This is a genomic window from Serratia sp. 121840015-1, from assembly GCF_053627655.1.
In genome coordinates this window covers 968,264-981,975 of record NZ_JBSEYF010000001.1, presented here as the reverse complement: position 1 = coordinate 981,975, position 13,712 = coordinate 968,264, and the positions used below count along the sequence as shown (strand labels likewise).

The window sequence follows — 13,712 nt, the reverse complement described above, 5'->3', positions numbered from 1 at the left end:
CGCCCCTGAGCCTCAGCGGCGCCAAACGCCAGGAATCCGCGCTTATGAAACGCCTGTTGGCCCCGCTTTCGATCGTGAATCAGGTCGCCCTGCTGATGTTGCTGTCGGGCATTCTGGGCGTGGCCGGCATGGGGATTTCCGCCTGGATGTCGCAGAGCATTCAGGGCAATGCGCACGCCATCAACAAGGCCGGATCGCTGCGTATGCAAAGCTACCGGCTGCTGGCGCAGGTGCCGCTCGATGAGCGGCATGAAACGTTGATCCGCGAACTGGAGCGCGACGAAAACAGCCCCGACCTGCAGCATTCGGTGGAACAGGAAGGGCTGACGCAACCTTTCGACGCCTTGCGCGACTATTGGCAACAGACCCTGCAACCTCGCCTGCGCAGCGCGCAGCGCCCGGCCGATGCCGCGCCGCAGGTGGCGCACTTCGTGCAGCTGCTGGATAAGCTGGTCTCGGATATCGACAGGCAAACCGAGCGCCGCCTGCTGATGGTGACGCTGGTGCAGGCCGGCTTCATCGCACTGACCCTGCTGCTGCTGATCGGCACCACCTGCTACCTGCGCCGCCGGTTGCTGCATCCGTGGCGACAGCTGGTGGAGATGGCGTTGGCGGTGGGCCGCGGCGACTTTAGCCGCCGCTTCGCGCAGCGCGGCCACCAGGATGAAATGGCGTCGCTCGGCGGCGCGTTGAACACCATGTCCGACGAGCTGTCGGCCACCTACAGCGGGCTGGAGCAGCGCGTGGCCGAGAAAACCGCCGACCTGCAGCAGAAAAATCAGGTGCTGAGCTTCCTCTATCGCGCCAGCCGCCTGCTGCACGCCAGCGAACCGCTGTGCAGCCGCCTGACGCCGCTGCTCAATCAACTGCAAACCCTGACGCCGCTGCGCGCCATTCAGGTACGGCTGTATGAAAACGACAGCCGGGAGCCGCTGCTGCAGCTGAGCGGCAACCAGCCGCTGCGGCCGGAACATTGCCATAATCCGGTGTGCAGCGCCTGCCTGAACGACAGCGACCGCCAGCATCCCGACAACCCGTCGCTGAGCTGGAGCCTGAGCGACAAACTCGGCGACTACGGCGTGATCGTGGCGCAACATGCGCCGCAACAGCCGCTGAACGATGAGCACCGCCAGTTGATCAACACCCTGGTGGAGCAGTTGACCAGCGTGCTGGCCATCCAGCGTCAGGTCGACCACCAGCAGCAGCTGATGCTGATGGAAGAACGGGCGGCGATCGCCCGCGAGCTGCACGACTCTATCGCCCAATCGCTCTCCTGCCTGAAAATGCAGATCGCCTGCCTGCAGATGCAGGGCGAAACGCTCTCGTCCGCCAGCCAGGCGCTGGTGCAGCAGATGCGCGAAGAGCTAAACGGCGCCTATCGCCAACTGCGCGAGCTGCTGACCACCTTCCGCCTGCAGCTGACCGAGCCGGGCCTGCTGGCGGCGTTGCAATCGACGGTCGCGGAGTTCAATCCCAAACTGGGCCTGACCATCCATCTCGATTACCAACTGGGGCCGCGCACGGTGCCCGCCTACCAGGCCATTCACCTGCTGCAGATCGCCCGCGAGGCGCTCAGCAATATCCTTAAGCATGCCGCCGCCAGCCAGGTGAGCATTCAGGTCATCAATAAACGGGGCGAAGTGACCCTGAGCGTATGCGACAACGGACGCGGCCTGCCGGCCGAGACGTCTCGCCCCGACCATTACGGCTTGATCATCATGCGCGATCGCGCCAAGAGCCTGCACGGCCGCTGCGACATTTTACCGCGCAGCGGCGGCGGCACCGAGGTGCGAGTCAGCTTCACGCCGGATAACCACGCCATCGACTAACGGAGACACCATGACGACAGAAACCGCCGCCACAATCTTACTGATCGACGACCACCCGATGCTGCGCAACGGCGTAAAACAGCTGATTGGCATGGACGCTCGCCTGCAGGTCATCGCCGAAGCCAGCAATGGTGAACAAGGGGTCACGCTGGCGGAACAGCACGATCCGGATCTGATCCTGCTCGATCTGAACATGCCCGGCATCAACGGGCTGGAAACGCTGGATCGCCTGCGCCAGACCGACCTGTCAGGGCGCGTCGTGGTGTTCAGCGTGTCCAACCATGAAGACGACGTCGTCAGCGCGCTCAAGCGCGGCGCCGACGGTTACTTGTTGAAAGACATGGAGCCGGAGGATTTGCTGAAGGCGCTGCATCAGGCCGCAGCCGGGCAGATGGTGCTCAGCGAGACGCTGACGCCGATCCTCGCCGCCAGCCTGCGGGAAAACCGCCCCAGCGCCGATCGCGATATTCAGCAATTGACGCCGCGCGAGCGAGATATCCTGAAGCTGATCGCTCAGGGGCTGCCGAACAAGCTGATCGCCCGCCGCCTGACCATCACCGAAAGCACCGTCAAGGTACACGTCAAACACCTGCTGAAGAAGATGAAGCTAAAATCCCGCGTCGAGGCGGCCGTGTGGGTGCTGCAGGGTAAAAACGGTTAATCGCCGCCGTACAGCGGCCCGGTTTGCGCCGGAATGGGCGGCGGCGTCAGGATTTTGATCGGCGGCAGGCCCGCGTCTTCCCCGGAGGTCGCGGTCAGCGGCGGCGCCACTTTCAGCGCTATCCAGTTCGAGGTCACGCGCTGCTGTTTATCGTCCTCCAGCGTGACCGACAGCCGATAGCTGTTGGCGGCGCCCGGCGCGTCGTCCCATGGCGGCACGATCGCCGTCCAGCCCTGCGGATCGTTGGCGTTATGCGGCGGCGTCAGGCTCAGCGCCTGCGTATCTCCCTGCCAACTGACGTGAGAAATTCCGTTCAACGCCTTGATTTCCAGTACCAGCGGCACGGTTTCTCCCGCCTGCAGGCTCCATGGCGGCGTGGCCAGGAAGACCTGCAGCGTTTTACGCTGGCGGAACTCCAGCACTGGCACGTTCTTGCGTTCGATAGGATCGTAGCGGCTGCCGCGCAGCGACTTGGCCTGCGCCACATACTCCGGCGAAATCTGCTTCACCAGCGGCACCCCGAGCCGATAGCTCAACGCCAATTCAACCTGCTCCTGGCTCTGCCCGCCCGCGCCAATCTTATGCAGCGCCTTCATCGTCACCAGCGGTACCGGGGTGTAATTGAGCCCCAGTTGCATCGCGCGCGGATCATTTTGCTTTTTGCCGCTGCCGAACAGATCGACATTGTCGCCCAGGTACTGCTCATAGCTGAGCGAACCGCCGATCTGGCGGTAAAACGGCAAGTAGCCTTGCGTCGTGATGTCGTAACCGCGTGCCGGGCGACTGAAGAACACCCCGTCGCCGGGCTGCTGCGACAGCGCCGACAGCGGGTAGTAATAGTTGGTGGAGAAACGCAGGTAGTCTCCCCAGGCTTCCGCACCGACGCTGCCGCGATTGCGCTGCCGGGCGAAATCGCTGTCGAGCGCCGTGTTGTAGCCCAGCAGCCAGTCGCCGACGATCCAGCGCTGCCCCAGCGCAAAGTTACCCAGCGCCCCGGCGCTTTGCTGCAGCCAGCCGATCTGGCTGTAGGTCAACAATCCGTCAACGTCGTACAGCGGGCTGAATAACTGCCCGTTGCTGCCGGTAAAGTCCCCCTCGCCGGTCATCTTCAGCGATAGCCGGGCAGTGCCCAGCGGCGACAACAGTTCCTGCGCCTGTTGCTGCAGCGTGTCGGCCGCCTGGCCCAGCAAATAATCCTCGGCGCGGCTGCGCATCTGCTGACGTGAAACGTTGTTCAGATCTTTCTCGCCGAGCTGTTTGGCCATCTCGGCCCACTGTTTTTCACGCGCGGCGTCGTCGGGCGCACCGCCCAGATCCGGCAAGTTCTCGGCCGGATCCGCAGCTTGCTGTTCGGAAGAAATAACGGCGTCCGGCGCCGGTGGGGATTCGGCGCACACGGGCACCATGCCGGCCAGCCACATCAGCGGCCCAGCCAGCCAGGCCGCCTGGCGACGGCGCCAAAATCGTTTTTGGGTCTTGATAAATCCTGCCTGAATCACGTCTGTCATGACACCGTTGGCTTCTCTCCCTCCTGGATCGCGCCAACCCACTGCTTGGCTATCGCCTTTCCCGCGACAGATCTGAAAAACCTTACGTCCCGGCCTGGCGGGGACGCCTCTCCCTTAAAGCCTAACGGCTTGGCGAACAGAAACAATAGGATAAACCCCAATCGGCCAGAGTGACGCCGTCACATCACACCATTGACTCGCCCCCCTTCCGAACGCAGGTGAATTCACACTCTTTTAGCGCCGATTTTGCCGATAAAACGTGCAGTAACGCTGCGAGCCGACACGTAGCGGCTTGTTTTGCCATGCAATACGTAAGGCCGTGCTGCGCGCAACCGCGCATATCCCGCAGGCCGCCGCATTTCACCCCGGTGAAATACGCATTTTGCCGTTATTTTAAACATCTTTTTCACGACTGGCGGAACCCTGATGTTTCTTTCCTCACTGTGGCACGTGCTGTTTTTCACAGCCCTGTTGTCGGCCGGCCTGCTCGCCTTCTCACTTATCACCCGGCTGGAGCGAACGGTAGCCGTACGCGCCAACCTACCGAGATTGCGCCGCCGCAGCCTGCTGTTGACGGCCCTGGGGTTGGCGTTGGCGACGCTGCCTTTCGACCTGTCGCCAGCGCACCGGCTGTGGTTGCCACCGGCTGCGGTGCTGCTGATCGCCCTGGCCTGGCTCGACGGGCGCCACCGATGGCTGCCGGACCGGCTAACCCAGCCGCTGCTGTGGGGCGGGCTGCTGTGCAACCTTGACGCTCGCTGGGCACCGCTGGATGATGCGGTTATCGGCGCGGCAGCCGGCTACGGGGCGCTGTGGCTGCTCAACGCGCTTTATCGGCAGGTGCGGCGGCGTAACGGCATCGGCCAAGGCGATTTCAAACTGTTGGCGGCGCTGGGCGCCTGGCTCGGTTGGACGACGTTGCCGCTGTTGGTCTGCCTGGCGGCGGCGTTCGGGTTAGGCCTGGCGGTAGCGCACGGCCGGCACCCGCGCCGCGGCTGGCGAACGCCGCAACCTTTCGGTATCGCCCTGGCGGCGGCCGGTTGGCTGCAGCTCTTGATGGGCGCCGACCAAAGCGCGCTGACGTTGTTCGGTTAGGTCTTCAGCGCCTCGATCAGCCGATTGAGTAATCCGGCCACTTCTGCCGTGCTGGCCGTTGTCGGATTGGCCAGTGGCTGGACCGCCGTGAGTCTGGTCGTGGATAACATCTCGTCGCTACGGATTTCCAACGCATCGGAGGGGGGCGCGCTCAACGAAGCGCCGTCCGGCCGCCAGTAACTGCCGCGCGTAGTCTGCACCTGATAACTGCCAAAGCCGAAATCCTTCTCGACGCGATAATATATTTCGCAGCTCAACGGCCCGGTGCGCCGCAACATAAAGGCGCTTTTCGCGCTATAGCTGCCTCTATTGACGACAAAGGCGGTCGCCTGCGAAGACAGGTCGAACGTGATATATAAATCGCACGCCAGCACCTTGGTGCTTACGCCCTGCTGAAGCGTAATGTGCGTTGTGGGTTGCCGATCCGGCGCGGTCAAGGTGCCTAACAAAGTCCACGATGGCTGTTTCGAGATATTGCGCGGCAAATGATTGCTGGTGGAGGAAGGGGCAATAGCCCGCTCACCCAGACTGTACATCGCTTCGACCCCGCTTAAAAACGACGTAACGTCGACGGTGCTTTTGCCGGCCACCGGGACACCGCCGTTATAGACGTTACTGAAGGTTACCTCGGTATTGTTGTTGCAGGCGGCGATCGCCACCGGGAAAGGCGTTTTCGAACCGCTGTAAAGATTCAACTGACCGATATCCCAACGGGATTCGTTGATGAACCGGCACAGCACGCCCCCGCTCTCCACGTTCTGCGCGTCCTGGATATTGATATTGCCTATCGTGCCCTGGGCAAAGTTGGTGGACAGCACGCTGACACTGGCGGCGCGCTGCGTATTGCGGTTCTCGCAGCCCAATGAATTGATCGTGCCGTTAAAATCTTTGAAATTGTAGATATCGCCGATGCAGTCATCCGCGGCCAACGAGCCGACCGTAGAGTAAAACCCTGAAATTCTGAACGCGGTGCCTTTGGCGCGAGCGGCGTAGAGCCCGTCGATAAAATTGGTGGTGCCGGATTTGTTCATCCACAGCACCCCATCCCCCGGGCGATTGGCGTTAGCTTCCATCTGCACGTTCACCAGCCAGTTAATGAACATGTCGCCCGACACAAACAGCGAATAACCGCCGACCTTGGTGTAGATGTCACGGATATCAAACTTCGTCATATTGAGATCGCTGAACCATACGCCGTGGGTATCGTCTGCGCCGGTATCATCCTGCAACGTCAAGCCGTGCAGCGTCAGATTGGCGAAGCCTTTCACCACGATCACCGCTTTCTTGGTTTCGCCTTGTTCATTGGTATAGCTGCTGTCTGCGGTCTTGACGATTTTGGTCGCCCGCCCCAATCCGACCACCCGCAAACCGATGCCGCCGTAGATGTCCGTTGTCGTCTGAATGAGTACGTGCCCGGCGACCGTATACACCCGTTTGCCCAGGGATAACGTACCGCCGGCTTGCAGCGCCGCCGCCGCCGCTTTGTTGATCGCCGGCCCCCAGTTGCTTCCGTCGCTGTCCTGATAAAACTGTTCCGGCGTCACAACCTCGCCGGTGGCGAGCCAGGTTGCGGCGCGCTCCACTGAAGCGTTTCCGTTATTGTCCATAATCTCTCCTGACGTGATGTGTTCGCATCATGGCGAACGACCGCGCTGAAAGGCGTAAACAACGCCGCCTTTCAGCGCCAATCTATCACCACCACATGAGCACGTTATGAAATTTCATTTTATTTCACCTTGATACAACCTCTCGCGCTTCGCGGTTGCAGCAGCAGGCGATTTCACAGGCTGTCGGCCTTTGGCGCGCCAGAAGCCCGGCCAGGCGCGCGGCGCGGTCGCTACTTACTCACCCGGTCCAGATACAGCATGCTGTTGGCGATATCCACCCGGGCATCTTCAACGTTGTCCCGCAATGCCACCAGCGTTTGCCCCTGCAGAGCCACCACATAAGGTGAACTGACCTGCAGTTCACGTTGCAACGTGACGTAACGTGCGCTGCGCGCGGCGCTGTTGCCCTCCGCGGCCGCGGCACGCGTTTCCGCGCTGATGGCGGGAATGCCCCACTGGGTGCGCCAGGCCAGGGTTTTCGGCCCACCGGGCACGTTGTAGGCAAAGGCGCTGGCGTTGGTGTTCGGATCCAGGTAGTCGGCGCCCCAGTAGGTGAAGATTGCCTGAAAATCGCGGCCGCGCATCTTGCCCCACAGATCGCTCTCCACCACCGGCTGGATATCCAGCCGCAGCCCGGCCTGCGCAAAGCTGGCCTGCAACGCCTGCGCGATGTCGGTATACGGCGGCTGGTTGATAACGATCAGACTGATGCGCGTCCCTTCGGCGATGCCGGCCTCGCGCAGGATCTGTCTGGCTTTGTTCACGTCGAGCCTAAACGGCCGATCGTCGAGCGCCCCGTCCAATCCCTGCGGCAAGAAGGCCTGATGCACCCGATATTGCCCTTTCAACAGCTGCTCGGCGATGCTCTGATAATCCACCAGCCAGCGCGCCGCCTGCCACAGTGCCGGATTGCCCAGCGCCGGGTTGTCTTTGCTGCCGGTGTTGAAACCGAGGTAATAGACCCGGGGCGCATCGGCCTGCTCGATGCGTACGCCCGGCGCATTGCGCAGCGAGTCGAACTGATCGGCCCCCAGATCGTAGGCCACGTCGGCATCCCCTTTCAGCAGCAACAAACGGCGGGTGCCGGCGTCGCTGACGTTCTTGAACAACACCGTTTTCAGTCTGGCCGGCGACGGCGCATAGTCGTTGCGGCCGAACAGCAGCGCCTCGTGCGGCACATAGTTGTTTACCCGATATGGACCGCCGCCGGCGGAATGGCTGCGCAACCAGGAATTGCCGTAGTCACCCTGCTGCGCGTGCTCGTTCAGCAGCTTCTCATCTACGATCGAGGCCACGTTCGCCGTCAGCAGCCGCAACGCCAGCTCGCTGCCGATGTTGGCGGGCCAACGAAGCTGCACCTGGTTATCTCCCACCTTTTTCAGCTGCTGCTCAACGTTATCCGGCGTCCAGCCAAACTCGCCGAGAATAAACGACGGCGCCTTGTTCAGCTTCACCGCGCGGACCAGCGAGAAAATGACGTCTTCAGGCCGCAGCGGATTGCCGGAAGCGAAGCGTTGCTGCGGTTTCAGGGTAAAGGTCAGGCTGCGGCCATCGGCGCCCGCTTGCCAACTGCCCGCGGCGTCCGGCGCCAGCTTTTGCGGCGCGGCGCGATCCGGCGCCACCAGGCGCTGATAAAGGTTGACCAGATTGGCCGAGCTGACGGTTTCAAAACTCTCCGCCGGATCGAGGCTGATAATGCCCTCCAACGAACTGACCACCACCAAGGTATCCTGCGGGGTGGCGGCCTGCGCACCGAAAACGGCCGCCAGCGCGCCATACAATAAAGTTGGGATTAACCGTTTCATCGATACACTCTCCACAATCACGCGGTTGCGCTGTTTGTCGAGTGTAGGGGGTAAGAATTAACGGAAGAACGACGATAAATTGCTTTATTTATTACCACGATGGATATGCCCGCCGCGTTGGCGGGCATAGGTTCAAACGATGATGCGGCCGTGCGCCATCGCCACCGAACGATCGCACATATGGTCAATCACGTCCGCATCGTGGCTGACCAGCACCATAGTCAGATTGCCCGCCTGTTTCAGCTCGTTGAGCAGGTTGAGGATCTCCGCCTGCACCGACATGTCCAACGCCGAAGTCGGTTCGTCCAGCAACAGCAGCTTCGGCCGCAGCAACAATGCGCGCACGATCGCCACGCGCTGCCGCTGGCCGCCCGACAGCTGATGCGGGTAGCGATCCAGCAGGCGCGGATCCAACCCCACCTGGCGAAAGCCTGCGCTGATTTTACGTTCGATGTCTCTTTCCTTCAGCAGTTTGAGCGGCTCCGACAGCGTACGCAAAAGCCGGTGTTTGGGGTGTAGCGAAGCATAGGGATCTTGAAACACCATTTGCACCTCGCGCCGCAGTTCGCCGGTAAACGCCTGCCCCGGCTGCAGCCGCCGCCCCAGCAACTCAAAGTTGCCCTGCCAGCTGCCGTTCAGCCCGGCCAGCACCCACAGCAAAGAGGACTTGCCGCAGCCGGAAGGCCCCACCAGCCCGAAACACTCGCCCGGTTCGATGCGCAGGTTAACCTCATGCACCACGGTGCGCAGTTCGTAGCCCTGGCGGTGACTGACGCTCAGGTTCTCCAGTGCAATCACGCTCATTTCAACGTCTCCAACAGCGCGCGATCCAGCACCGGCAGCGGTTTGCCGCGCGTCTCGCGGCTCGGCCGACACGCCCACAGCGTGCGGGTATAAGGGTGCGTGGCCTGCGCCAGCTCTGCCGCCGGCAGCTGATCCAACAGCTCACCTTTGTACATCACCAGTACCCGCTCGCAGTGGTGCGCCACCTGCTGCAAATCGTGGCTGATCAGGATCAGCCCCATATTGCGTTGCGCCACCAGATTGTCTATCAGCTGCAGCACCTGATCACGCATCTGGTGATCCAGCGCCGAAGTCGGTTCGTCGGCAATCAACAGCTGCGGATCGTTGATCAGCGCAATGGCCAGCATCACCCGCTGCCCCATGCCGCCGGAGAGCTGATGCGGATAGCGGCGGCACAGCGCCGCCGGATCGGGCAAGCCCACCGCCGCCAGCATCTCCAGCACTTTTTCACGCCGCTCGGCGCGACTCAGCTTTGCATGCAGCACCAGCGGCTCCTCCACCTGACGGCCGATCGGCTGATTGGGATTCAGCGCATGCTTGGGATCTTGCATCACCATCGCCACCCGGTCGCCGCGCAGCCGGCTCCACTGGCGCTCGCTCAGGCGCGTTAAGTCTTCACCGCCCAACGTCAGGCGCTGCGCCTGCAGCTGTAACGGCGGCGGCAATAGCCCCATCAGCGCACGCGCGGTCAACGACTTGCCGGAGCCGGACTCACCGACCAGCGCCAGCCGCTCCCGCCCCATGCTGAACGAAATATTCTTCACCAGCGCCACCGGCTGTAGCCCCGGCACGCCGATCGCCAGGCGTTCGACGTTCAATAAGGTGTTATCAGTGCCCATGACGAGGATCCATTTTGTCGCGCAGGCCATCGCCCAGCAGGTTAAACGCCAGGCTGGCGAACAGGATCGCCCCGCCCGGCGCGGCGGCGACCCACCATTGGTCGAAAATCACTTTACTGCCTTCGGCCACCATCGAGCCCCATTCGGCGGTCGGCGGCGCGACGCCCATGCCGAGGAACCCCAGACCGGCAGCGGACAGGATGATGCCCCCCAGACTCAGCGCCGCGCGCACCACCGCACTCGGCAGGCACAGCGGTAAAATATGGCCGACCATCAGCCGCAGCCCGTTGATGCCCTGCATGCGCGCCGCCGCCAGATAGTCGCTGCGGCGCAGCGCCAGGGTTTCGGCCCGCGCCTGGCGGGCAAAGGCCGGCCAGCTGGTCAATGCCAGCGCCAGCGCGCCGTTCATCAGCCCCGGCCCCATGACCGCCACAAACGCCAGCGCGATCACCAGGCTCGGCAGCGACAAGAAAATGTCGGTCAGGCGCATCAAAATGCGCTCTACCCAGCCGCCAAGATAACCGGCGCCAATGCCGACCAGCAGGCCGATGGGTATGGTCAACACCAGAATCAGCGACACCAGAATCAGCGTCGGCCGCGCGCCGTAAATCACGCGGGAGAGCAAATCGCGGCCGAAGCCGTCGGTGCCCAGCCAATGTGCGGCGGAAGGCGGCAATAGCCGCAGCTCGATATGCTGCAGATTGGGATCGAAAGGCGCCAGCCACGGGGCCAGCAGCGCGGTGACGATCAAAATCGCCACCAGTGCCGCGCCCAGCGTCAGCGTGGTCAGGCGCCGACCGCGGCGGTAACCGACGACCGGCTCGCTTTGCGGTTCGTGTTCAGAGAGATATTGGCTCATCGGGTTCGCGGATCCACTAAATAGGTCAAGGCGTCGGCCAGCGCATTCAACAGCACGAAACAGGTGCCGATCAGCAACGTGGCGCCGAGGATCGCCGGCGTGTCAGCAGCAAACAGCGCCGAGGTCAGATAACGCCCAACGCCGGGCCAGGCGAACACCGTTTCGGTCAATACCGCCCCTTCCAGCAGGCTGGCATAGGAGAGAGACAGTACGGTGATCAGCGTGCCCAGTACGTTGGGAAACACATGGCGCAGCAGAATGCGCAGGCGCCCGGCCCCCTTGGAACGCGCCAGCGTCACGTATTCCTTGTTGCACTCTTCCAGCATCGCCGCGCGCAGCAATCGGGTAATGCCCGCCATCGACAGCAGCGCCAACGCCACGACCGGCAGCCACAGGTGGCCGATGGCGTTGTAGAACATTTCGCGATCGCCGGACAGCCAGCTGTCGATCAACACGAAACCGCTGCGCGGCTCCATGCTGTACAAGTAGATGTCGTCGAGCCGCCCCGGCCCCGCCGACCAGTGCAGCGTGGCATAGAACAGCAGCAGCCCGAGCAGGCTCAGCCAGAAAATCGGCACCGAATAACCGATCAGCGACAGCAGACGCGCCGCGTTATCCAGCCAGCTGCCCGGCCTGAGCACCGCCAGAAACGCCAGCGTAATGCCGCCGAGGGCGCCGAGGATAATGGCGCAGGTGGCCAGCTCCACCGTCGCCGGGAAGGTACGCAGCAGATCGCTCAACACCGGCTGGGCGGTGATGCGCGAAATGCCCAAATCGCCGTGCGCCAGGTGCACCAGATAACGCCAAAACTGCACCGGCAACGGCTGATCCAATCCCAGCTCGTGCCGCACCTGCGCATAGGTGGCTTCACTGGCGTGATCGCCCGCCACCTGCAGCGCCGGATCGATCGGCGCCAGGTGCGACAGCATGAAGGTGAACAGCAGCAGGCCAAGCAACGTCAGCGCCAGCGACAGCGCGCCGCCGAGCAGCCGCCCGCCCCAGCGCCAATACCGCCGGGCCGCCCCGGCGCTGGCGGACAGTTCAGCGGCCATTACTTGCTGACCTTGCTGTAGAACACCATGTCAGGGTTGATGCCCTGCACATAACCCTTGAGGTTGTCACGCACCGCGATCAGGCTGCGCGCCTGCAGGCCGATGACGAACGGCGAGCTTTGCTGCACCTGTTTTTGCAGTTGCTGGTAGTCGGCCACCCGTTTGGCGGTGTCGTTTTCCGCGGTGGCGGCCAGCGTCAGCTTGCTCAGCACCGGGATCTGCCAGTTGGCGCGCCAGGCCAGCGTCTTGCTGCCGTCTTCCGGGTTGTAGGCGAAGGCTGCGGCATTGGTGTTAGGGTCGAAATAATCCGGCCCCCAGGAGGTCAGCGTCGCATCGTAGTTAAGCGCTTTCACCTTGGTAGAGATCTGCGAACTGATGCCCGGCACCAGTTCCACCTTCACGCCGCCCTGGGCAAAGCTGGCCTGCAGCGCCTGGGCGATATCCAGGTACGGCGGCTGGTTGTTGACGTCCAGACGGAAACTGACGTTGCTGAGCCCCGCTTTGGCCAGTATCTCTTTGGCTTTTTGCGGATTGAAGCTGTACGGCTGATCCTTGAGCGCCCCCAGATAACCGTCCGGCAGGAATGCCTGATGGCTCTGGAACTGCCCTTTCAGCAGATCGTCGGCGATGCCTTTGTAATCGAACAGCCAGCGCGCCGCCTCCCAGAACGCCGGATTGCCGAGCGCCGGTGACGCCTTGGCGTTGAACTGCAGGAAATAAAGCGAAGCGTAAGGAATCGCCAGGGGTTTGACGCCCGGCTTGCCCTTTAAGGCCGCCATCTGGTCTGCCCCCAGGTTGCGCGCGATATCGGCATCGCCCTGCTCGATCAGCAAGCGGCGCGCGGCCGGATCGGGCACGTTTTTGATCAGGATGGTTTTCAGCGTCGGCGCCCCTTCCGGCGAGCCTGGGTTGGCGTCCAGCACCACCACTTCGTGCGGCACATAGGTGCGGATTTTATAAGGGCCGCTGCCGGCGGAGTGGCTGTTCAACCATTGGTGCCCCAGATCGTCGCCCTGCTGGTGCGCCAGCGCCTCTTTGGCGTCGACGATCGACGATACCGGCGCCGACAGCAGGCTGAGCACGAAGGCCGGGCTGACGTTTTCACTCCAGCTGATTTTTACCTGGTGGTCATCCACCTTGCTCAGGTGTTGCTCCACGTTCTTCGCGTTCCAGCCCAGCTGCGTCAGGATAAACGACGGCTCCAGATTCAGTTTCACCACCCGCGAAAGCGAGAAGATCACGTCTTCCGGCCGCAGCGGATTGCCACTGGCGAACCTGGCGTCCGGGCGCAGGCTGAAAGTCAGGCTGCGATTGTCGGCGCCGGCCTGCCAGCTGCTGGCCAATGTCGGTTTCAGATCGATAGGGTTGTGCGGATCGGACTGGATCAGACGCTGATACAGGCTGTTGAACGACTGCACCGTGGTCAACTCAAATCCCTGGGCCGGGTCAAAGCTGACCACGTCATCGATAGACTGCGCGATCACCAGCGTGTTGGCCGGCGTCGCCGCCTGCGCGTTAACGCTGGCCGCCACGGCCAAAAACAGCAAAGAAGGAACGAGCGCTTTCATCTGAAACTCTCCAAGCAGATGGAATTTATAATAATTTCGCGAGTGTATGCGAGCACGATCGGCAGCTGAAGGTACTTAAATCACT

General features: G+C 62.4%; 11 protein-coding genes. 3 read left to right on the top strand and 8 right to left on the bottom strand.

Features of this window, described 5'->3' with window-relative positions; all coding sequences use genetic code 11:
* Positions 1-44 precede the first annotated feature (44 nt).
* Both narX and narL read left to right on the top strand, forming a co-directional pair.
* Positions 45-1,829, top strand: coding sequence for a nitrate/nitrite two-component system sensor histidine kinase NarX (narX, locus tag ACUXAC_RS04705; protein WP_454266529.1), 1,785 nt, complete (start codon positions 45-47; stop codon positions 1,827-1,829).
* Positions 1,830-1,839: 10 nt separating this feature from the next.
* A complete protein-coding gene (gene narL / locus ACUXAC_RS04700; protein ID WP_016927346.1) occupies positions 1,840-2,490 on the top strand; it encodes a two-component system response regulator NarL in 651 nt (216 codons plus the stop codon).
* Here narL and ACUXAC_RS04695 read toward each other — a convergent pair.
* Positions 2,487-3,998, bottom strand: coding sequence for a YchO/YchP family invasin (locus ACUXAC_RS04695; RefSeq protein WP_454266528.1), 1,512 nt, complete (start codon positions 3,996-3,998; stop codon positions 2,487-2,489). The genes narL and ACUXAC_RS04695 overlap by 4 nt on opposite strands.
* 426 nt (positions 3,999-4,424) lie before the next feature.
* Between ACUXAC_RS04695 and ACUXAC_RS04690 the strand changes: the two genes are divergently transcribed.
* A complete protein-coding gene (locus tag ACUXAC_RS04690) occupies positions 4,425-5,093 on the top strand; it encodes a prepilin peptidase (protein ID WP_454266527.1) in 669 nt (222 codons plus the stop codon).
* Here the strand turns inward: ACUXAC_RS04690 and ACUXAC_RS04685 are convergent.
* The 7 genes from ACUXAC_RS04685 to ACUXAC_RS04655 form a co-directional block, all read right to left on the bottom strand.
* Complete coding sequence (locus ACUXAC_RS04685) at positions 5,090-6,700, bottom strand: hypothetical protein (protein WP_454266526.1); 1,611 nt, start codon at positions 6,698-6,700, stop codon at positions 5,090-5,092. The genes ACUXAC_RS04690 and ACUXAC_RS04685 overlap by 4 nt on opposite strands.
* Positions 6,701-6,930: 230 nt before the next feature.
* Positions 6,931-8,505 (bottom strand): ABC transporter substrate-binding protein, encoded by a 1,575-nt coding sequence (locus ACUXAC_RS04680; protein ID WP_454266525.1) that lies wholly within the window; start codon positions 8,503-8,505, stop codon positions 6,931-6,933.
* 132 nt (positions 8,506-8,637) lie between these two features.
* Positions 8,638-9,309 (bottom strand): ABC transporter ATP-binding protein, encoded by a 672-nt coding sequence (locus ACUXAC_RS04675; RefSeq protein WP_454266524.1) that lies wholly within the window; start codon positions 9,307-9,309, stop codon positions 8,638-8,640.
* Complete coding sequence (locus ACUXAC_RS04670; protein ID WP_060439734.1) at positions 9,306-10,148, bottom strand: ABC transporter ATP-binding protein; 843 nt, start codon at positions 10,146-10,148, stop codon at positions 9,306-9,308. The genes ACUXAC_RS04675 and ACUXAC_RS04670 overlap by 4 nt, the downstream gene beginning before the upstream one ends.
* Positions 10,138-11,007, bottom strand: a complete 870-nt coding sequence (locus tag ACUXAC_RS04665) for an ABC transporter permease (RefSeq protein ID WP_070914673.1) — start codon at positions 11,005-11,007, stop codon at positions 10,138-10,140. Before ACUXAC_RS04665 ends, ACUXAC_RS04670 begins: the two co-directional genes overlap by 11 nt.
* The gene (locus ACUXAC_RS04660) at positions 11,004-12,059 is read right to left on the bottom strand and encodes an ABC transporter permease (protein ID WP_060424087.1); all 1,056 of its coding nucleotides are present in this window, start codon (positions 12,057-12,059) and stop codon (positions 11,004-11,006) included. Before ACUXAC_RS04660 ends, ACUXAC_RS04665 begins: the two co-directional genes overlap by 4 nt.
* Positions 12,059-13,627, bottom strand: coding sequence for an ABC transporter substrate-binding protein (locus ACUXAC_RS04655; protein ID WP_454266523.1), 1,569 nt, complete (start codon positions 13,625-13,627; stop codon positions 12,059-12,061). Before ACUXAC_RS04655 ends, ACUXAC_RS04660 begins: the two co-directional genes overlap by 1 nt.
* Positions 13,628-13,712 lie beyond the last annotated feature (85 nt).